19 protein-coding genes and 1 riboswitch are annotated in these 18,921 nt (G+C 72.5%); of the genes, 12 read left to right on the top strand and 7 right to left on the bottom strand.

What is annotated here, in order from left to right; genetic code table 11:
• Positions 1–19 precede the first annotated feature (19 nt).
• The 4 genes from IE325_RS02420 to IE325_RS02405 are packed head-to-tail and all read right to left on the bottom strand — an operon-like array spanning position 20 to position 2,666.
• The gene (locus IE325_RS02420; protein ID WP_190067944.1) at positions 20–874 is read right to left on the bottom strand and encodes an energy-coupling factor ABC transporter ATP-binding protein; all 855 of its coding nucleotides are present in this window, start codon (positions 872–874) and stop codon (positions 20–22) included.
• On the bottom strand, positions 871–1,620 hold the full coding sequence (gene cbiQ, locus IE325_RS02415; RefSeq protein WP_190067943.1) for a cobalt ECF transporter T component CbiQ: 750 nt from the start codon (positions 1,618–1,620) through the stop codon (positions 871–873). The genes IE325_RS02420 and cbiQ overlap by 4 nt, the downstream gene beginning before the upstream one ends.
• 3 nt (positions 1,621–1,623) lie before the next feature.
• Positions 1,624–1,968 (bottom strand): energy-coupling factor ABC transporter substrate-binding protein, encoded by a 345-nt coding sequence (locus tag IE325_RS02410; protein WP_190067942.1) that lies wholly within the window; start codon positions 1,966–1,968, stop codon positions 1,624–1,626.
• Positions 1,965–2,666 carry an energy-coupling factor ABC transporter permease gene (locus tag IE325_RS02405; RefSeq protein ID WP_190067941.1) on the bottom strand — a complete coding sequence of 234 codons (702 nt, stop codon included), beginning with the start codon at positions 2,664–2,666 and terminating at the stop codon, positions 1,965–1,967. The genes IE325_RS02410 and IE325_RS02405 overlap by 4 nt, the downstream gene beginning before the upstream one ends.
• Positions 2,667–2,696: 30 nt before the next feature.
• Positions 2,697–2,882, bottom strand: a riboswitch (cobalamin riboswitch).
• Between the two features lie 100 nt (positions 2,883–2,982).
• Between IE325_RS02405 and IE325_RS02400 the strand changes: the two genes are divergently transcribed.
• From IE325_RS02400 to IE325_RS02370, 7 genes are all read left to right on the top strand, one after another.
• Positions 2,983–3,816, top strand: coding sequence for a M55 family metallopeptidase (locus tag IE325_RS02400; RefSeq protein WP_190067940.1), 834 nt, complete (start codon positions 2,983–2,985; stop codon positions 3,814–3,816).
• Positions 3,809–5,113, top strand: a complete 1,305-nt coding sequence (locus IE325_RS02395; protein ID WP_190067939.1) for a M20/M25/M40 family metallo-hydrolase — start codon at positions 3,809–3,811, stop codon at positions 5,111–5,113. The genes IE325_RS02400 and IE325_RS02395 overlap by 8 nt, the downstream gene beginning before the upstream one ends.
• 5 nt (positions 5,114–5,118) lie before the next feature.
• Complete coding sequence (locus IE325_RS02390; protein ID WP_190067938.1) at positions 5,119–7,083, top strand: S9 family peptidase; 1,965 nt, start codon at positions 5,119–5,121, stop codon at positions 7,081–7,083.
• On the top strand, positions 7,080–8,015 hold the full coding sequence (locus IE325_RS02385) for a S66 peptidase family protein (protein ID WP_190067937.1): 936 nt from the start codon (positions 7,080–7,082) through the stop codon (positions 8,013–8,015). The genes IE325_RS02390 and IE325_RS02385 overlap by 4 nt, the downstream gene beginning before the upstream one ends.
• Before the next feature lie 102 nt (positions 8,016–8,117).
• Entirely contained in the window at positions 8,118–9,965 is a 1,848-nt protein-coding gene (locus IE325_RS02380; RefSeq protein WP_190067936.1) for a CocE/NonD family hydrolase, read from the top strand.
• Between the two features lie 58 nt (positions 9,966–10,023).
• Complete coding sequence (locus IE325_RS02375; RefSeq protein ID WP_190067935.1) at positions 10,024–10,278, top strand: LapA family protein; 255 nt, start codon at positions 10,024–10,026, stop codon at positions 10,276–10,278.
• Positions 10,279–10,297: 19 nt separating this feature from the next.
• Complete coding sequence (locus IE325_RS02370) at positions 10,298–10,846, top strand: GNAT family N-acetyltransferase (protein ID WP_190067934.1); 549 nt, start codon at positions 10,298–10,300, stop codon at positions 10,844–10,846.
• Here IE325_RS02370 and IE325_RS02365 read toward each other — a convergent pair.
• Positions 10,824–11,171, bottom strand: coding sequence for a DUF6204 family protein (locus tag IE325_RS02365; protein WP_190067933.1), 348 nt, complete (start codon positions 11,169–11,171; stop codon positions 10,824–10,826). The two genes, IE325_RS02370 and IE325_RS02365, sit on opposite strands and share 23 nt — an antisense overlap.
• Positions 11,172–11,230: 59 nt before the next feature.
• On the opposite strand from IE325_RS02365, the gene IE325_RS02360 reads away from it, so the two are divergent.
• Entirely contained in the window at positions 11,231–12,130 is a 900-nt protein-coding gene (locus IE325_RS02360) for an arginase family protein (protein WP_190067932.1), read from the top strand.
• Here the strand turns inward: IE325_RS02360 and IE325_RS02355 are convergent.
• Positions 12,121–12,468, bottom strand: a complete 348-nt coding sequence (locus IE325_RS02355) for a VOC family protein (RefSeq protein ID WP_190067931.1) — start codon at positions 12,466–12,468, stop codon at positions 12,121–12,123. The two genes, IE325_RS02360 and IE325_RS02355, sit on opposite strands and share 10 nt — an antisense overlap.
• 97 nt (positions 12,469–12,565) lie before the next feature.
• On the opposite strand from IE325_RS02355, the gene IE325_RS02350 reads away from it, so the two are divergent.
• Positions 12,566–13,036, top strand: coding sequence for a phage holin family protein (locus tag IE325_RS02350; protein WP_190067930.1), 471 nt, complete (start codon positions 12,566–12,568; stop codon positions 13,034–13,036).
• A gap of 268 nt (positions 13,037–13,304) precedes the next feature.
• Here IE325_RS02350 and IE325_RS02345 read toward each other — a convergent pair whose 3' ends face one another.
• A complete protein-coding gene (locus tag IE325_RS02345; RefSeq protein WP_190067929.1) occupies positions 13,305–14,396 on the bottom strand; it encodes an enolase C-terminal domain-like protein in 1,092 nt (363 codons plus the stop codon).
• Positions 14,397–14,641: 245 nt separating this feature from the next.
• Here IE325_RS02345 and IE325_RS02340 point away from each other — a divergent pair, with 245 nt between their 5' ends.
• From IE325_RS02340 to ligD, 3 genes are read left to right on the top strand one after another with little or no spacing between them, the layout of a single operon-like run.
• Positions 14,642–16,135 (top strand): NAD(P)/FAD-dependent oxidoreductase, encoded by a 1,494-nt coding sequence (locus IE325_RS02340; RefSeq protein WP_190067928.1) that lies wholly within the window; start codon positions 14,642–14,644, stop codon positions 16,133–16,135.
• Positions 16,132–17,979, top strand: coding sequence for a transketolase (locus IE325_RS02335; RefSeq protein ID WP_190067927.1), 1,848 nt, complete (start codon positions 16,132–16,134; stop codon positions 17,977–17,979). Before IE325_RS02340 ends, IE325_RS02335 begins: the two co-directional genes overlap by 4 nt.
• A complete protein-coding gene (ligD, locus tag IE325_RS02330) occupies positions 17,976–18,902 on the top strand; it encodes a non-homologous end-joining DNA ligase (protein WP_190067926.1) in 927 nt (308 codons plus the stop codon). The genes IE325_RS02335 and ligD overlap by 4 nt, the downstream gene beginning before the upstream one ends.
• The last annotated feature ends 19 nt before the right edge of the window (positions 18,903–18,921 follow it).

Below are 18,921 nucleotides of genomic sequence, written 5' to 3'. Positions count from 1 at the left end.
GTATCACCCGTGTGCCCGGTCAGCCGTCGGCGGGGCTCGGTGCCGTGGCGAGGGCGGCCAGCGCCTCCGCGTCCCGCGGACCGGGCGCCGTGGCGTCCAACAGCCCGTGCGCCCGCAGGAACTGGGCCGCCGCGATGCCCCACGGCAGCCGCAGCCCGGCCTCCGCGAGGAGATCGGTGCGGGCCAGCATCGTCGCCGCGGGGCCGGTGCGGACGCCGGACGGGGTCAGCAGCGCCGCGTCGTCCGCCCAGCGCAGCGCGAGGTCGACGTCATGGGTGGCCATGACGACCGTGGTGCCGCTCGCGCGCAGCCCGCCGAGGGTGGTGAGCAGCCGCTCCTGCCCATCCGGGTCGAGCCCGGCGGTCGGTTCGTCCAGGATCAGCACGCGCGGCCGCATCGCGACGGCCCCGGCGATGGCCGTGCGCTTGCGCTGCCCGTACGACAGCAGATGCGTGGGCCGGTCGGCCAGCGCGGCGATGTCCAGTGCGGTGAGCGCCTCACCGACCCGCGCCCGCACCTCGGCGTCGGCCAGACCGAGGTTGAGCGGGCCGAAGGACACGTCCTGGGCGACGGACGCGGCGAACAGCTGATCGTCGGGATCCTGCACCACCAGCTGCACGGTCGTCCGCAGCCGGGTCAGCCCCTTGCGGTCGTAGGTCACCGGCGCCCCCTCGACCGTCAACCGGCCGTCGCGCGGCTTGAGTCCACCGCTGAGCAGCCGCATCAGCGTGGTCTTACCACTGCCGTTACGCCCCAGCAGCGCCAGCGCCCGCCCCTCACGGACGTCGAAGTCGAGACCACTGAGCACGACGGGGCCGTCCTCGTAGGCGTAGGAGGCGCCGCGCAGGGCGACCAGGGCCGTGGGCTCGCTCATGGCAGGGCCCTTTCCATTACGAGAGTGAGGGCGGCCAGCGTTGCGAGCAGGGCGCAACTCGCGGCCGTGAAGCGGACGGAGACCTTCGCCTCGGGTACCAGGACGCGCAGGGTGCCGTCGTAGCCGCGCCCGGCGAGCCCGGCGTGGAGCCGGGTGGCCCGGTCGAATGAGCGCACGAAGGCGGTCGCGCCGAGTCCGGCCAGTGAGCGCCAGGTCGCGGCGCGGGTGGTGTGCCCCAGCCGGGCCGCCTGGGCGTCCCGCACCCGGCGCATCGAGTCGAGGAGCAGGAAGCTCATGCGGTACGTCACCAGAGCGACGTCCACTACGGGCGCGGGTACGCCCGCCTTCACCAGACGGGGCAGCAGGTCCGACATCGGCGTCGTGAACGCGAACAGCAGCACCCCGAGCGAGGCCGCCGAGGTGCGCAGCAGCAGTTCACCGGCGCGCAGCGGTCCGTCGTCGGCGAGGGACACGAAGCCCTGGGGCCCGCCGACCTGGACCAGCAGCGTGGCCGCGCCGGTCACACAGAAGCCGAGCGGCACGCGATACGCCCGCCACAGCCGCCGCCCGGGCACACCCGCCGGGCCCAGCAGCACGGTCAGCGCGGTGACCAGGACCAGCGCCGCGCCCGGCCAGGGCGGCAGGGAGATCGCGAGCACGGTGAGGCCGAGTCCGAGCACGGCCTTGTCCACGGGGTGACGGCGGCGCCAGCGACTGCTGTGCGCCGCCGCGTCGATCGGCAGCACGCGTCAGACCTTGTCGGCCTTCGGTTCCTCGCCGACCCGCTCCAGCGCCCGCCGCTCGCCCTGCTTCCTGCCCCGGTGCAGCCCGAAGTAGTAGGCGAGGACACCGGCGCCGAGGGCCGCCTGGAGGGAGAACAGGGCCGACTCGATCTCACCGGACGGCGGCTCGTACAGCGGCGAGAACCACGGCTCGTAGTCCGGCTCGATCTCGGTGATCGCCGTCTCCGCCTCACCGTCGGCGCCCGTGAACGGCTCCTCCTTGTGGTCGCCGAGACCGAGCGCGAGCGGCAGCACGGCGAGCGCTACCACGACGAGCAGCAGCAGAATGTTGATCTTGGTGTTCTTCTTCATCGGGCCACCGCCTCGGTCTCGTCGCGCGACCCCTGCCTGCCGAGCAGCACACCCAGCCGGGTCAGTTCCCCCTTGCTCGACTGCACCAGCAGCCGCATCACCAGCACCGTCAGCAGGCCCTCGCTCACCGCGAGCGGGATCTGGGTGATGGCGAAGATGGAGCCGAACTTGCCGAGCGCGCCCATGAATCCGCTGCTCGGGTCGGGGAAGGCGAGCGCCAGCTGGACGCTGGTGACGCAGTAGGTGGACAGGTCGGCGACGAACGCGCCGAAGAAGACGGCGATCATCAGCGGCACGTCGTAGCGCCGCAGGAGCCGATAGATCGCGTATCCGGCCCACGGTCCCACGATCGCCATCGAGAAGGCGTTGGCGCCGAGCGTGGTCAGGCCGCCGTGCGCGAGCAGCAGCGCCTGGAAGAGCAGGGTGATGGTGCCCAGGACCGCCATGATCGGCGGCCGGAACAGGATCGCGCCGAGCCCCGTGCCGGTGGGATGCGAGCAGCTGCCGGTCACCGAGGGCAGCTTCAGCGCGGACAGGACGAAGGTGAAGGCCCCGGACGCGCCGAGCAGCAGCGTGCTCTCGGGATGCTCCCTGACCTCACGGGTGAGTGACCGTACTCCGTGGACGACGAACGGCGCGGACGCGACGCCCCAGGCGACCGCGTGCGCCGGCGGGAGGAAACCCTCGGTTATGTGCATGGCTCAGCAGACCCTCTCCAGCACCTCGTGGATGGTTGACGCGCCTTGGCCGGTCTCCTGGCTGACGGGTACCACACGCCCGAGCTCCGCCTTCCCGGGTCACAAGGACCCAGTGGCTGCCCGCGAGGGCCGGAGCCGGACTTCCCGATTCACAGTGGCGAGGGCCGCACCGGCATCACACCGGATTTCCCGTTCACCAAGGCGTGGTGACAGTAGTGCCCGTACACGCCGGCTGACAAGCACGCCTCGGGGGCGTGAAAGTGGCGTTCGTCCGCTTCGTGGCGGGTCCCCGCGCGGGCGCGTAACGTGAATCACCATGAAGATCCTCATCAGCGCCGACATGGAGGGCGCCACCGGCGTGACCTGGCCCGCCGACGTGCTGCCGGGGACGCCGCAGTGGGAGCGGTGCCGGGGAATGTTCACCTCGGACGTCGACGCCGCGGTGCTGGGGTTCTTCGACGGCGGCGCCGACGACGTCCTCATCAATGAGGCGCACTGGACCATGCGCAATCTGCTGCTCGAACAGCTCGACGAGCGCGCGCAGATGCTCACCGGCCGCCACAAGGCGCTCTCCATGGTCGAGGGCGTGCAGCACGGCGACGTGGATGGCATCGCCTTCGTCGGCTACCACGCGGGCGCCGGCATGGAGGGCGTCCTCGCGCACACCTACCTCGCGAACCAGATCACCGGCGTGTGGCTGAACGACGTACGCGCCAGCGAAGGCCTGCTGAACGCGCACGTCGTCGCCGAGTATGGCGTGCCCGTCGTGCTCGTCACCGGCGACGACGTGGCCTGCGAGGACGCGCTCGGGTACGCGCCCGAGGCGCTGAAGGTCGCCGTCAAGGACCATGTCTCGCGGTACGCCGCCGTGTGCCGTACGCCCGCCAGGACCGCCGCCGACATCCGTGCGGCAGCGAAGGAGGCGGCCCGGCTGGCGGTCCGTCAGGAGCCGGTGAACGGTGGACCGTTCACGGTCGCGGTCGAGTTCGACGCCGAGCATCTCGCGATGGCCGCCACCGTCGTCCCGGGCGTCGAACGTATCGGTGAGCGCAAGGTGGCGTACACCAGCGAGCGGATGTACGAGGGAATCCGTACCTTCAAGGCGGTCACCACGATCGTCTCGGCCGCGGTGGAGGAGCAGTATGGCTGACGAGCAGGCACTGGACGAGGTCGTCACTTTCACGTCCGACCTCATCCGCATCGACACGACCAACCGGGGCGGCGGTGACTGCCAGGAGCGCCCCGCCGCCGAGTACGCCGCAGCGCGGCTCACCGAGGCGGGCCTGGAACCCACCCTGCTGGAGCGCACCAAGGGCCGTACGAACGTCGTCGCCCGTATCGAGGGCACCGACCCTTCGGCGGAGGCGCTGCTGGTGCACGGTCATCTCGACGTCGTACCAGCGCAGGCCGGCGACTGGAGCGTGCACCCCTTCTCCGGGGAGATCCGCGACGGCGTCGTGTGGGGCCGGGGCGCGGTCGACATGAAGAACATGGACGCGATGATCCTGGCCGTCGTCCGGGCCTGGGCACGGGAGGGCGTACGGCCCCGCCGGGACGTCGTGATCGCGTTCACCGCCGACGAGGAGGCCAGCGCCGAGGACGGCTCAGGCTTCCTCGCCGACCGGCACGCGGCGCTGTTCGAGGGCTGCACCGAGGGCATCGGCGAGTCCGGCGCCTTCACGGTCCACGACGGCAGCGGCAGGCAGCTCTATCCGCTGGCGGCCGGGGAGCGCGGCACCGGCTGGGTCAAGCTCACGGCACGCGGACGCGCCGCGCACGGCTCCCGGCCCAACCGGGAGAACGCGGTGACCCGGCTCGCCGCCGCCGTCACCCGCATCGGCGCCCACGAGTGGCCGATCCGCCTGACCCCCACGGTCCGCGCCGCCCTCATCGAACTCGCCGCGCTGTACGGCCTCGACGCCGACCTTGACGACGTCGACGGCCTGCTGGCGAAGCTCGGCCCCACGGCCAAGCTGGTGGAGGCGACCGTCCGCAACAGCGCCAACCCGACCATGCTGGAAGCCGGTTACAAGGTCAACGTCATTCCGGGGGAGGCCGTGGCCTACGTCGACGGCCGCTACCTCCCCGGCTTCGAGGACGAGTTCCGCGCCACCATGGACGCACTCACCGGGCCGGACGTGGACTGGGAGTTCCACCACCACGAGGTGGCGCTCCAGTCGCCGCTCGACTCACCGACGTACGCCCGGATGCGCGCCGCCGTCGAGGAGTTCGCACCCGAGGGCGACGTGGTGCCGTACTGCATGCCCGGCGGCACCGACGCCAAGCAGTTCTCCCGGCTCGGCATCACCGGCTACGGCTTCTCGCCGCTGAGGCTGCCGGAGGGCTACGACTACGGGGCCATGTTCCACGGCGTCGACGAGCGCGTGCCCGTGGAGGCGCTGCGCTTCGGCGTGCGGGTCCTCGACCGGTTCCTGCGCGCGGCCTGAGCGGGGTGGGGAAGACAGTGCGGACCCTGGCGTACGGTTCCTGGTCCTCGCCCATCGACGCGGCCGTCGCCGCCGCGCACGAGGGACTGCCCGAGTACGTGGGCTTCGTCGGCGACGAGGTGTGGTGGATCGAGCCACGGCCCACGGAGGGCGGCCGGCGCACCCTGGTGCGGCGCCGGGACGACGGCCGTGAGGAGCCGGTGCTGCCCGCGCCGTGGAATGTGCGCAGCAGGGTCGTCGAGTACGGCGGACATCCATGGGCCGGTGCGGTGGTCGACGGTCGGCCGCTCGTCGCCTTCGTCGATTTCGCCGATCAGCGGCTCTACTTGTACGAGGAGGGCGGCGAGCCGCGTCCGCTCAGTCCCGTGTCAGAGGTGGGCGGTGGACTGCGGTGGGTGGAGCCGCAGTTGCGCCTCGACCTCGGTGAAGTGTGGTGCGTGCTGGAGGAGTTCATCGGGCCTTCACCGACCGATGTGCGACGGGTCCTGGCCGCCGTACCGCTCGACGGCTCGGCCGCCGACGACCGGGGCGCCGTACGTGAACTCACCGATGGGCGGCACCAGTTCGTCACCGGGGCCCGGATCTCGCCCGATGGGCGGCGGGCGGCGTGGCTCGCCTGGGACCATCCGCGGATGCCGTGGGACGGGACGGAGCTGCTGGTCGCCGATGTCGGTACGGAGGGTGTGTTCGGTGACGTCTCTGTCGTCGCCGGGGGTCCTGACGAGTCGATCGCCCAGGTCGACTGGTCGGCGGACGGGCGGCTGCTGTACACGAGCGACCGCGGCGGCTGGTGGAACCTCTACCGGGACGGCGTACCCCTCTGCCCGCGCGAGGAGGAGTTCGGCGGGCCGCTGTGGAAGCTCGGCCTGCGCTGGTTCGCCCCGCTGCCGGGCGGCCTCGTCGCCGTCGTGCACGGGCGGGGCACGACGGCCCTCGGGATTCTGGACCCCGAGACCGGTGAGATCGTCGACGCTGCGGGACCCTGGACCGAGTTCGCGCCCACGCTCGCGGTGAGCGGGGAGCGTGTCGTGGCCGTCGGGGCCAGTCCGCGCAGCGCCTACGAGGTGGTCGAGCTGGACACGCGGACCGGCCGGACCCGGGTCGTCGGAGCCGCGCACGACGACGCCGTGGACCCCGCCTACTACCCCGAGCCGCAGATCCGCACCTTCACCGGGCCCGCCGGGGACGAGATCCACGCCCACATCTACCCGCCCCACAACCCGGGCTGTGTCGCCCCCGCCGACACCCCGCCGCCGTACGTCGTCCGGGCGCACGGCGGCCCCACCGACCGGGCGCCCCTCGTGCTCGACCTGGCCATCGCCTACTTCACCTCGCGCGGCATCGGCGTCGCGGAGGTCAACTACGGGGGCTCCAGCGGATACGGCCGGGAGTACCGGGACCGGCTGCGCGAGCAGTGGGGCGTGGTCGATGTGGAGGACTGCGCGGCCGTCGCGCTCGCCCTCGCCGACGAGGGCACCGCCGACCGCGACCGGCTCGCCATCCGGGGCGGCAGCGCGGGCGGCTGGACCACGGCCGCGTCCCTCACCACGACCGACGTCTACGCCTGCGGCACGATCCTGTATCCGATCCTCGACCTGGCCGCCTGGGGCACCGGCGAGACCCATGACTTCGAATCGCGCTACCTGGAGTCCCTGGTCGGCCCGCTCGCCGAAGTCCCGGCGCGCTACGCCGAACGCTCGCCCACCGCCCACGCCGACCGCCTCACCGTGCCGTTCCTGCTGCTCCAGGGCCTGGACGACGTGATCTGCCCGCCCGCCCAGTGCGAACGGTTCCTCGCCCGCATCGAGGGGAGCAGGGTGCCGCACGCCTACATCGCCTTCGAGGGGGAGGGCCACGGCTTCAAGCGGGCCGAGACGATGATCCGCGTCCTGGAGTCCGAACTCTCCCTGTACGCCCAGGTGTTCGGGCTCAACCCGCCCGGGATCCCCAAACTGGAGCTCGCCAAGTGAACGATTCCGTCGGGCCGCTCGTCCGTCCGTCCCGACTCGCCCCCGGCGCCCGCGTGGCCGTCGTCGCGCCGAGCGGCCCCGTGCCCGAGGAGCGCCTGGAGGCCGGGCTGGACGTGCTGCGCGGCTGGGACCTCGACCCGGTGATCGCACCCCATGTGCTGGACCGGCACCGGGAACTGGACCACCTCGCGGGCACCGACGCCGACCGCGCCGCCGATCTCCAGCGCGCCTGGTGCGACCCTGCCGTGGCCGCCGTGCTGTGCGCCCGGGGCGGCTATGGGGCCCAGCGCATGGTCGACCTCCTCGACTGGGAGGCGATGCGGGCGGCCGGGCCCAAGGTGTTCGTCGGCTTCAGCGACATCACGGTGCTGCACCAGGCCTTCGCCACGAACCTGGGCCTGGTCACGCTGTACGGCCCGGCGGCGGCCGGGGTCGACTTCATCAAGAACGCCCGCGCGCAGGAGCACCTCAAGGCCACGCTCCTCGACCCGGAGACGGTCCGTGTGATCCCCTCCGACGGCACGGCCATGGTGCCCGGGCGGGCCCGGGGCGTCACCCTCGGGGGCTGTCTGAGCATGCTCACGTCCGATCTCGGCACACCGCACGCCTGGACCGGTGCGCGAGGCGGACTGCTGCTCATCGAGGACGTCGGCGAGCAGCCGTACCGCATCGACCGGATGCTGACGCAACTCCTGCGCGCGGGGTGGCTCGACGGGGTCGCCGGGATCGCGCTCGGGTCCTGGGCGGGGTGCGGTCCGTATGACGCGGTGCGCGCGGTTCTGGTCGACCGGCTGGGTGGTCTTGGCGTGCCCGTGGTGGAGGAGTTCGGCTTCGGGCACTGCGAAGGGGCGTTGACGATGCCCTTCGGCGTGCGGGCCGAACTCGACGCCGAGGCGAGGGAGTTGGCGCTGGACGTGCCCGCGCTGCGCTGAGCGCCCTGCACTGAATTTCCGTCAGGAAACCCTCCTTCACGGTGATTGACCCCGTCTGACACGTGTCACACCATGACAACCGGCCGGTACTTACTGGTCGGTATGCAGGGTCGTCCTCGGTTTCCTTCAGTGCGTGCCTCAGTGTGGAGGTCCTCCGTGTCCCGTCGTGATGCCCGTCGTGTGTCCAGATTCCGAACCCCGCTCGCACTCGCTCTCGGCGCCACGCTCACCGCACCCCTCGCCCTCTCCGCACCGGCCGCAGCCGCCGCGACCGGCGAGTACACCGTCACCGCGCTGAAGTTCACCGTCCAGGCGGGCGGCCGGACCTGCACGGTCGACGCCGATCTGTACCGGCCCGCCGGCGCGGACCGTGCCCACCCCGCCCCCGCCGTCGTCACCACCAACGGCTTCGGCGGCAGCAAGAACGACGGCTCCACCAATGTGGTGGGCGAGGCATTCGCCCGGCGCGGCTATGTCGCCCTCGTCTACTCCGGCCTCGGCTTCGGCAGGACCGGCTGTCTGATCGCGCTCGACGACCCCGCCATCGACGGCGTCGCCGCCTCCCGCCTGATCGACTTCCTGGGCGGCGGACGAGCCGCCGACGACGGCACCAGGGCCGACTACGTCACCCTCGACGCCCCCGGCGACCCGCGCGTCGGCATGGTCGGCGGTTCCTACGGCGGCGCCGTCCAGCTGGCCACGGCCGCCGTCGACCGGCGCCTCGACGCACTGGTGCCGATGATCACCTGGAACGACCTCGCCTACTCCCTCGACCCGAACAACGCCCTCGGTAGCCGCCATGTCCCCGGCGCCTTCAAATGGCAGTGGGCCAACGGCTTCTACCTCATCGGCGAGGGCCAGCCCCTGCTGGAGGCCAACCTCGCCCCCTCCCGCATCAACTCCATCGCCTGTCTGCACTTCGTCACCAAGGCCTGCGACACCATCCGCACCCTCAACTCCGGCCGCTACCCGGCGAAACAGACCGCCGACCTGCTCGCCTACGCCCGCAGCGTCTCCCCGGTGTCCTACCTGCACCGGGTCAAGGCACCCACCCTCCTCGTCCAGGGCCAGGCCGACAGCCTCTTCAACCTCAACGAGGCGACGGCGACGTACCGGACGCTCAAGGCGCAGGGCACCCCGACGAAGATGATCTGGCAGTCCTGGGGCCACAGCGGCGGCCGCACCGACCCGGCCTCCGGCGAACTCAACCTCGGACAGGGCAACTTGGAGACCAGCTACGTCGGCCGCCGCGTCCTCGCCTGGTTCGACCGCTATCTGCGCAAGGAGAGGGTCGACACCGGACCGGCCTTCGCCTACTACCGCGACTGGATCACGGACCCGGACCACACCTACGCCACCGCCGACCGCGTCCCCACGCCCACCCGCACGCTCTACCTCTCCGGCGACGGCAAGCTCGTCGACAACCGCCGCAAGGTGACCCGCGGCAGCCGTACGTACACCAACTGGCTCGTCCCCACCAGCCACTCGGAGAGCTCGCTCGCCGCGCTCATCGGCCTCCCCGACCCGGCGCCGTACGACACCCCGGGCACCCACCTCGGCTGGACAAGCGAGCCGCTCGCCCGCACCACCGACGTCGTCGGCGCGCCCCGGGCCACGCTGCGGGTCGTCTCCCCGAAGGCCGAGCGGACCCAGCACTCCGGGGACGCCGCCGACAAGCTCGTCCTGTTCGCCAAGCTCTACGACATCGCGCCCGACGGCACCCGGACGCTGGTGCACCGGCTGGTGGCACCGGTGCGTGTGCCCGACGTCACGAAGAGTTTCACCGTGACGCTGCCGGGGATCGTGCACCGGTACGAGCAGGGGCACCGGCTGGGCTTCGTGATCGCGGCCAGTGACGACGCGTACTTCGGGAACCGGGGGATCAAGCCGGTGACGGTGGTCAGCTCGCCGCGCGACACGGGTGTGCTCCAGCTCCCGGTGGTCGACTGAGCGCCCCGCCGGGCCGCTCACCGTGCGTGATCGCTCCTTCGGGAGCATGCTTGGTGGTATGACCGCGAAGACGTCGGAGAAGGGGACGCGGGCCGGCGGGAAGCGGGGTGGCCTGGCCGGGGCGATGACCCCTGCCAGGATCACCATGCTGGTGCTCGCCGTCCTCGCCCTGATCTTCATCTTCGAGAACACCCGCGAGACCGAGATCCGGCTGCTGGTCCCCCTGGTGACGATGCCGCTGTGGCTGGCGCTGCTTGCCATGGGCGTCATCGGTGCGCTGTTCGGCGCCTATTTCATGGGCCGGCGGCGGTGACGCGCCGTAGGGTGGCGCAATGCCGCACCCCGTGTCCCGCTATCTCGCCGAAGGCCCCCGCGTAGGCATACGCCACTTCACCCATGAGGACGGTGGCGAGTTCACGGCGCGCGCCCGCGAGAGCAAGGAACTGCACCACCCCTGGCTCTTCCCGCCGGACAGCGCCGCCGCCTACGCCGCCTATGCCGGGCGGCTGATCGAGGATCCGACCAAGGCGGGGTTCCTGGTCTGCGCGAAGGACGACGGCGGGGGGATCGCCGGGTTCATCAACATCAACAACATCGTCGAGGGCGCCTTCCAGAGCGGCGCCCTCGGCTACGGCGCCTTCGCCCACGCGGCCGGGCGCGGCCTGATGCGGGACGGTCTCGGCCTGGTCGTGGGCCACGCCTTCGGACCGATGCGGCTGCACCGGCTGGAGATCAACGTCCAGCCGGCCAACACCGCCTCCATCGCCCTCGCCCGCACCTGCGGCTTCCGCCTGGAGGGCTTCTCGCCGGGCATGCTCTTCATCGACGGGGCCTGGCGCGATCACGAACGGTGGGCGATCACCGCCGAGATGCGGGCTTGAAGTTGATCTTCATGGTGTCGAGGTCCGTGACCGTCGACCTCAGTTCACCGAAGCCGTAGCCCAGCTCCCGCAGCGCGCGCTCGGCCCGGTCCTCGGCGATCGCCCCGGCCATCTCGTCGCCGTCGGCCGCGTCGGAGACCACGACATAGCGCATCGAGAAGTGCTTGAGCGGGGACGGCTCGTAGGTGAGCGATCCCTCCTCGGTGAACCGCATGCTGGTCATGCCGTGCTCCCCGGCCTCGGCGAGCAGCCGTGCCCTGGCCTCGTCGGTGAGCCCGTCCCAGGTGCCCCGGACGATCACCCGGTAGGTGTGCTGCTCGCTCATGTGCCCGCTCCCGTGTATTGCGATTGAGGGTCGACTGTACGTCCGCGAGGATGGAGCGCATGCGGAATATCGTCGTGCTCGACGCCCCCTCCAACCTGGGCCTGCGCCCGCCCGCCCCCGGCACCGTGCCCGGCTGCTACAAGCTGGCCGGGGCCCTGCGGGAGCAGCGGATCGTGCAGCGGTTGCGTGCGCTGGAGGGCGGGGTCGTGGTGCCGCCCCGGTACGACCGGGGGGAGTGGCGGGAAGGGGACGGCGTCTTCAACGCGGCCGCCCTAGCCTCCTACACCCGCAAGCTCGCCGACCGCATCGAGGGGCATGTGCGCGCCGGGGACTTCCCGCTCGTGCTCGGCGGCGACTGCTCGATCAACCTCGGCGCGGCCCTCGCGCTGCGCCGCGTCGGCCGGTACGGGCTGGCCGTGGTGGACGCCTCGCCCGACTTCCGGCACCCGGGCAACTCCGAGCGGGTCGGTGCGGCGGGTGGCGAGGAGGTCGCGCTCGCCACCGGGCGCGGGCAGGAGGACCTGACGGACCTGGAAGGGCTGCGGCCCTATCTGCGGGACGAGGACGTGCGGTACTTCGGCATCCGCGACTGCTTCGAGGAGGAGCGCGCCGAACTCGCCGACCTGAAGATCCCCACGGTGACCGTCGGTGAGCTGCGCGAATGGGGCGCCGAGGCTCTGGCCACCGCCACCCGGCAGACCTTCGAGATTCCGGAGCTGGACGGCTTCTGGGTGCACCTGGACGCCGACGTCCTCGACCCGTCCGTCATGCCCGCCGTGGACAGCCCCGACCCGGACGGCCTCACCCCCGACGAACTGGTCGCGGTGCTACGGCCGTTGCTGGCCTCCGCGCACTGCGTCGGCCTCAACGTCACCATCTACGACCCCGACCTGGACCCGGAGGGCACGGCCGGGGCGCTGCTTACCGACGTCGTGGTGACGGCCCTGGGCTACGCCTGACGGTCCGCGTACTCGTAGATCGCGCCGTCCGGGTGCATCGCGATCAGATTGCGCCCGGCGGGAGTCGCCACCGGCCCGGCGACGATGTGCGCGCCCATCTCGCTGAGCACCTGGCGGGCCTCCTCGACGTCCTTCACGGCGATCGTCGCGGCCACCTTGCGCAGCACCTCCAGCTCGGCCGCGGGGCCGCTCATCAGCAGGAAGCAGCCGACCGCGGCCACCTGCACCCCACCGCGCTCGAAGCGGAGGGCTGTGCCGCCCGCGAGGCGTTCGTAGAAGGGGACCGCGGCCTCCAGGTCATCGACGCACACGCGCAGCGTGGCTCCCAGAATGTCCATGCGGGAAGCCTAGTTGGGCACGGCCGGATACGGAGATCGTTTCACGCGATCCCCGCACTCCCCGTTAGCCCGATGCGGGCAGGGGTACCCGGCGCGCATGGATCGCTTGGATCATCTTGAGCATCTGGACAAGCAACTGGTCGACGAGCTGGCGCAGGTGGCGCGGGAGACCGTGCGCGACGAGCTGCGCCGGCAGCGGCGCCGGGCCGTGCTGTACGCCGGTTCGGGAGCCCTCGCCCTGTACGCGGGCGCGGCCCTCGCACTCGCCCTGGGGCTCGGACTCGCCGTCGGCCTGCCCGACTGGGCGGCGGCGCTGATCACCGCGGTGATCCTCGGTGCGGTGGCGTACCTGCTGCGCGGCGCGGCGCGGCCGACGACGGACGCGGCGGAAACCACCCCGGGCCGCACCCTCGGCGGCACCGCGCCGAGCGCCCCGCCGGGCGGTCTCGGCCTGCCGTACCCGCCGATGCCGCCCGGACCCCCGGAGGCGGGCGCACCCGACACCGCGGGGACGTGGACGCCGCACCCCGACGACATCGACCCCGAACAGCCGCACCACCGGGCGTGACCAGACGCGCCGACCGCGGCCGACGGCCCTGCCGAAGTACGGCGGGGCCGTCGTCGTGACCGAGGCCGGCGGCGGCGTGGGCCGGGGGACGGCCCTCCGCCTTCGCCGCGCGGGGGGACTGGGTCGCCCTGCTCGCCCGGGGGCGCGAGGGCCTCGTCGCGACGGCGGACGACGTGCGGACGGCCGGCGGCGAGGCCCTCGCCGCCGCCGGTGGACATGGCCGACGCCAAGGCCGCCCTCGCCCGCCGCTGAGACCCGCCCGCCGCCGTCAGGCGACCCGGTACCGCTCCATCTCCTCCGTCCGCAGCGTCAGCCCGTGGCCGAGGCCGTGGACCGGGGTGATCGTGCCGCCCGTCGGGTCGAGGGCGCCGGTGAAGAGCAGGTCCTCCAGGCGGACATGGTCGTGGAACCACTCGATGTGCCGCAGGTTGGGGATCGCGGCCGCCGCCGCGGCGTGGGCGTGCGGGGCGCAGTGGGCCGAGACCTCCAGACCGTGGGCCTGGGCGAGGGCGGCGGCGCGCAGGAAGTCCGTCAGACCGCCGCAGCGGGTGGCGTCGATCTGGAGGCAGTCGACCGCGCCCGCGGCGATCATGCGGGCGAAGTACGGCAGGTCGTAGCCGTACTCACCGGCCGTGACATCGCACGGCAGGCTGTCGCGGACCAGTCGCAGCCCTGTGAGGTCGTCCGAGGGAACCGGCTCCTCGAACCAGCCGACGTCGTGCTCGGCGAGCGCGTGGCCGACGCGGACCGCCTGTTTGCGGGTGTAGGCGCCGCCCGCGTCCACGTACAACTCCGCCTCGGAACCGATCACTTCGCGTGCCGTGCGCACCCGGTCCAGGTCGCGCGAGGCAGCGTGGCCCCGGTCCTCGCCGATCTTGATCTTCACGCGCGGAATGTGCTGACCGTGCACCCAGCCGTTGAGCTGCGCGGCCAGATGCTTGTCGTGGTACGTCGTGAAGCCGCCGCTGCCATAGACGGGGACGCGCTCCCGGCAGACGCCCAGCAGCCGCGCCAGCGGCAGTTCCAGGAGCCGGGCCTTGAGGTCCCACAGGGCGATGTCCAGCGCCGATATCGCGCACGCGGCGACGCCTGGCCGGCCCGCGTTGCGGACCGCGCGGCACATCGCGTCGTGCGCCGCCGGGATGTCCAGGGCGCCGCGGCCCTCGATCAGCGCCGCGAGATGGTCGCGCAGGAAGTCACCGACCGCCGCCGGGCCGTACGTCCAGCCGGTGCCGGTCTCGTCGCCCGAGCTCACCTCGGCGATCACGACGGTCGTGGAGTTCCAGCTCAGGGTGCCGTCCGCCTCGGGGGCGTCGGTGGGCACCGTATAGACGGAGACGACGGGCAGACGGAGTTTCATCGCGCCGGTCCGTCCCCCGCCGTGCTTGCCGTGACCTGGCCGTACGCGGACATGCGGGACACCTCCGGGACTGCCGCCGTGGCGGCGCGGACGGATCGGCGTCCGGGTACCCGCAGGCACCGCGGGAAACCGCGCCGGCCAGGGCCGTGGAGCAAAGGCCAGGGGGTGGCGGGCCGACGTTTGGCGGTCCCCGCCCGGGGGACGCGGAAGACTCCCGAGGTACGCGACAGCGTCGGAGGCGCACCGTGAGTCGACCCCGCATCGTGATCGTCGGCGCCGGATTCGCCGGGTACCGGGCGGCCCGCGTCCTGTCCCGGCTCACCCGGCACAAGGCCGACGTCACCCTGCTGAACCCGACCGACTACTTCCTGTATCTGCCGCTGCTGCCCCAGGTCGCCGCGGGCATCCTGGAGCCACGCCGGGTGACCGTCTCGCTGACCGGGACGCTGCCGGACGTCCGGCTCGTGCTGGGCGAGGCCGACGCCGTCGATCTCGACGGGAACACCGTGCGCTACACCGGCCCCGAGGGCGACAGCGGCACCCTGCCCTATGACCGGCTGATCCTCGCAGCGGGCAGCGTCAACAAGCTGCTGCCCATCCCCGGCGTCGCCGAGCACGCGCACGGCTTCCGCGGTCTGCCCGAGGCGCTGTATCTGCGCGATCACGTGACCCGGCAGATGGAACTGGCCGCCTCGGATCCCGAGAGCCGATCCACGCGCTGCACCTTCGTCGTGGTCGGCGCCGGATACACCGGGACCGAGGTCGCCGCGCAGGGCAAGCTCTTCACCGACTCCCAGGTGCGGGGGCGTCCCCTGCGGCCGCGCTGGCTGCTGCTCGACATCGCCGAGCGCGTCCTGCCCGAGCTGGACGAGAAGCTGTCGCGCACGGCGGACCGGGTGCTGCGGCAGCGGGGCGTCGAGGTGCGGATGGGGACCTCCGTGAAGGAGGCCACGCATCGCGGGGTGCTGCTGACCGACGGCGAGTTCGTCGACACCCGCACCCTGGTGTGGTGCGTCGGCGTACGGCCCGATCCGCTCGCCGAGTCGCTCGAACTGCCCCTGGAGAAGGGCAGGTTGCTCGTCGACCCCTACCTCCAGGTACCGGGCCGGCCGGGGCTCTTCGCCGCCGGGGACGCGGCCGCCGTGCCCGATCTGGAGAAGCCCGGCGCGTACACGCCGATGACCGCCCAGCACGCCTGGCGGCAGGGCAAGGCCGTCGCGCACAACGTCGCAGCCTCCCTGGGCCTGGGGGAGCGGCGCGTCTACCGCCACCGCGACCTCGGCTTCGTCGTCGACCTCGGCGGCGTCAAGGCCGCCGCCAACCCGCTCGGCATCCCCCTGTCCGGAGTGGCCGCGGGCGCGGTCACCCGCGGCTACCACCTCGCCGCGCTGCCCGGCAACCGCGTCCGCGTGGCCGCCGACTGGCTCCTGGACGCCGTACTGCCCCGCCAGGCCGTCCAGTTGGGCCTCGTACGGTCGTGGTCGGTGCCGCTGGACACGGCCTCGCCCGAGCTGGCGCGGGTGCCGCACGGCGATGGCGGATCCGGACCGGCGGACAGCGTCCAGGACGCCGACGCCGCCGCTCACCCCGAACCCCCGGGCCCCGTCAGGCAGTCGGACCTCCCCGAGGGCCACGAGCCGCCGCCCTCCTCCGACGCCCCGGCCGTCCACAAACGGCGTCCCGACGACCTCGCGCACCCCGTCCCGGCGAAACCCGCCTCCCCGGAGGGAGACTCATGAACAGCGCCGAACTCACCGAGCTCGCCCAGCAGTTGAGGGTGGACAGTGTGCGGGCCTCCGCCGCCGCGGGGTCGGGGCATCCGACGTCGTCCATGTCCGCCGCCGAACTGATGGCCGTGCTGCTCGCACGGCATCTGCGCTACGACTTCGAGCGGCCCGCCCACCCGGGCAACGACCGGTTCGTGCTGTCCAAGGGGCATGCCACGCCCCTGCTCTACTCCGCCTACAAGGCCGTCGGCGCCATCGAGGACGGCGAGCTGCTCACCTTCCGCAGGATCGGCAGCCGTCTCGAAGGGCACCCCACCCCGCGCCGGCTGCCATGGGTGGAGACCGCGTCCGGCTCGCTCGGGCAGGGGCTGCCGATCGGCGTCGGTATCGCGCTGGCCGGGAAACGGCTGGAGCGCGACGGGTACCGCGTATGGGTCCTGTGCGGGGACAGCGAGCTCGCCGAGGGCTCCGTGTGGGAGGCCGCCGAGCACGCGGCGTACGAGCGGCTGGACCAGCTCACCGCCATCGTGGACGTCAACCGGCTGGGCCAGCGCGGCCCGACCCGGCACGGCCACGATCTCGACGCCTACGCCCGCCGCTTCCAGGCCTTCGGCTGGCACACCGTCGAGGTCGACGGACATGACGTCGACGCCGTCGACCGGGCGTACGCCGAGGCCGCGTCCACCACCGGACAGCCCACCGCCATCCTCGCCCGCACCCTCAAGGGCAAGGGCGTCAAGGCCGTCGAGGACCGCGAGGGAATGCACGGCAAGCCACTCCCCGACCCCGACGAGGCCATCGCCGAGCTCGGCGGACCGCGCGACGCACTCGTCCGGGTCCATGAGCCGCCCGCCGGCCGCATGCTGCACGCCGTACGCGCCGGGCACATCGAACTCCCCCGCTGGGAACGGGGTGACGACGTCCCCACCCGGGACGCCTACGGCAAGGCGCTCGCCGCCCTCGGCTCCGGCCGCGGCGACATCGTCGCCCTCGACGGCGAGGTCGGCGACTCCACACGCACGGAGTTCTTCGCCAAGGACCATCCCGACCGGTACTTCGAGTGCTACATCGCCGAGCAGCAGATGGTCGCGGCCGCGGTCGGGCTCGCCACCCGTGGCTGGGTGCCGTACGCCTCCACGTTCGCCGCCTTCCTCACCCGCGCCCACGATTTCGTGCGCATGGCGTCCGTCAGCGGCGTCGGCGTCAACCTCGTCGGCTCGCACGCCGGTGTCGCCATCGGGCAGGACGGGCCGAGCCAGATGGGCCTGGAGGACCTGGCGATGATGCGGTCCGTGCACGGCTCGACCGTGCTGTACCCGTGCGACGCCAACCAGACCGCGAGGCTCGTCGCCACCATGGCCGGGCTGGACGGCATCCGCTATCTGCGCACCTCGCGCGGCGCGAGCCCGGTGATCTACGGCCCCGACGAGGAGTTCCCGGTCGGCGGCAGCAAGGTGCTGCGCGCCGGGCACCACGACCGGCTGACCGTCGTCGCGGCCGGTGTCACCGTGCACGAGGCGCTCGCCGCCGCCGACGTCCTGGCCCGCGAGGGCATCCCCATCAGGGTCGTCGACCTGTACTCTGTCAAGCCCGTCGACCGGCTGACGCTGCGTCAGGCCGCTGAGGACACCGGCCTGTTGCTCACGGTGGAGGACCACCATGAGGAGGGCGGCCTCGGCGACGCCGTCCTGGACGCCTTCCTCGACGGGCGTCCGGTGCCGCGGCTGGCCCGGCTCGCCGTGCGCATGATGCCGGGCTCGGCGTCACCGGACGAGCAGCTGCACGCCGCAGGCATCGACGCCGCGACCATCGCCGCCGCGGGCAAGCTGCTGGTGGAGGAGGCGGTCGTACGGTGACCGGCGGGGCCACGAGGAAGGTGCGGGCGGGCCGCCGTACCGTCGAGGTCAAACGGGTCGACAAGGTGCTGTTCCCCGGCGGCGGGGGCGCGAAGGAGTACACCAAGGGCGACCTCGTCGACTACCACCGGTCCGTCGCCCCGTTCATGCTGCCCCATCTGCGGGGCCGCCCCCTGATGCTGGAACGGCACCCCGACGGGCTGGACGGGCCCGAGTTCATGCAGAAGAACACCCCGGAGCACTATCCGGAGTGGATCACCCGCGTCGAACTGCCCAAGGAGGACGGCACAGTCCGCCACACGGTCTGCGACGACACCGCGACCCTCCTGTACCTCACCGACCAGGCCAGTCTCACCCTGCACCGCTGGCTCTCCCGCACCAGCAGCCCCGACCACCCCGACCGGCTGGTCTTCGACCTCGACCCGGCCGGTGACGACTTCGGACAGGTCCGTGAGGCCGCCGGTCTCCTCGGCGAGCTCCTCGACGAGCTGGAGCTGCCCTCGGCGCCGATGACCACCGGCTCACGCGGACTGCACATCGTCGTGCCGCTGACGGGCCGTGAGGACTTCGACGAGGTACGCGAGTTCGCACGGGACGTCGCCGACAAGCTCGCCGCCGCCCACCCCGACCGCCTCACCACCGCCGCCCGCAAGAAGGACCGCGGCGAGCGCCTGTACCTCGATGTGCAGCGCAACGCCTACGCCCAGACGGCCGTCGCGCCCTACAGCGTCCGCGCCCGCCCCGGAGCCCCCGTGGCCACGCCGATCGCCTGGTCCGAGCTGGACGACCCGGAACTCCATGCGCGGCGCTGGACGATCACCGACGCCGTGGAGAAGGCGCGCACCGACCCGTGGGCCGGGCTGAGCCGCCGGGGCCGCGCTCTCGGACCGGCCCGGCGCAGGCTCGACGCGATGAGCGGCTGAAGAACCCGGACCCCTGTGT

This window comes from Streptomyces lanatus (assembly GCF_014655715.1).
Taxonomy (GTDB): Bacteria; Actinomycetota; Actinomycetes; order Streptomycetales; family Streptomycetaceae; genus Streptomyces; species Streptomyces lanatus.
The sequence above is the reverse complement of the archived record's forward strand: the minus strand, read 5'-3'. Positions and strand labels throughout refer to the sequence as shown.

Bases quoted from the DNA above. Each gene is read 5' to 3' on its own strand.
- IE325_RS02420 (WP_190067944.1), bottom strand. From the start codon at position 874: ATGAGCGAGCCCACGGCCCTGGTCGCCCTGCGCGGCGCCTCCTACGCC.
- IE325_RS02410 (WP_190067942.1), bottom strand. From the start codon at position 1,968: ATGAAGAAGAACACCAAGATCAACATTCTGCTGCTGCTCGTCGTGGTA.
- IE325_RS02405 (WP_190067941.1), bottom strand. From the start codon at position 2,666: ATGCACATAACCGAGGGTTTCCTCCCGCCGGCGCACGCGGTCGCCTGG.
- IE325_RS02400 (WP_190067940.1), top strand. From the start codon at position 2,983: ATGAAGATCCTCATCAGCGCCGACATGGAGGGCGCCACCGGCGTGACC.
- IE325_RS02395 (WP_190067939.1), top strand. From the start codon at position 3,809: ATGGCTGACGAGCAGGCACTGGACGAGGTCGTCACTTTCACGTCCGAC.
- IE325_RS02380 (WP_190067936.1), top strand. From the start codon at position 8,118: ATGCAGGGTCGTCCTCGGTTTCCTTCAGTGCGTGCCTCAGTGTGGAGG.
- IE325_RS02375 (WP_190067935.1), top strand. From the start codon at position 10,024: ATGACCGCGAAGACGTCGGAGAAGGGGACGCGGGCCGGCGGGAAGCGG.
- IE325_RS02370 (WP_190067934.1), top strand. From the start codon at position 10,298: ATGCCGCACCCCGTGTCCCGCTATCTCGCCGAAGGCCCCCGCGTAGGC.
- IE325_RS02365 (WP_190067933.1), bottom strand. From the start codon at position 11,171: ATGAGCGAGCAGCACACCTACCGGGTGATCGTCCGGGGCACCTGGGAC.
- IE325_RS02360 (WP_190067932.1), top strand. From the start codon at position 11,231: ATGCGGAATATCGTCGTGCTCGACGCCCCCTCCAACCTGGGCCTGCGC.
- IE325_RS02355 (WP_190067931.1), bottom strand. From the start codon at position 12,468: ATGGACATTCTGGGAGCCACGCTGCGCGTGTGCGTCGATGACCTGGAG.
- IE325_RS02350 (WP_190067930.1), top strand. From the start codon at position 12,566: ATGGATCGCTTGGATCATCTTGAGCATCTGGACAAGCAACTGGTCGAC.
- IE325_RS02345 (WP_190067929.1), bottom strand. From the start codon at position 14,396: ATGAAACTCCGTCTGCCCGTCGTCTCCGTCTATACGGTGCCCACCGAC.
- IE325_RS02335 (WP_190067927.1), top strand. From the start codon at position 16,132: ATGAACAGCGCCGAACTCACCGAGCTCGCCCAGCAGTTGAGGGTGGAC.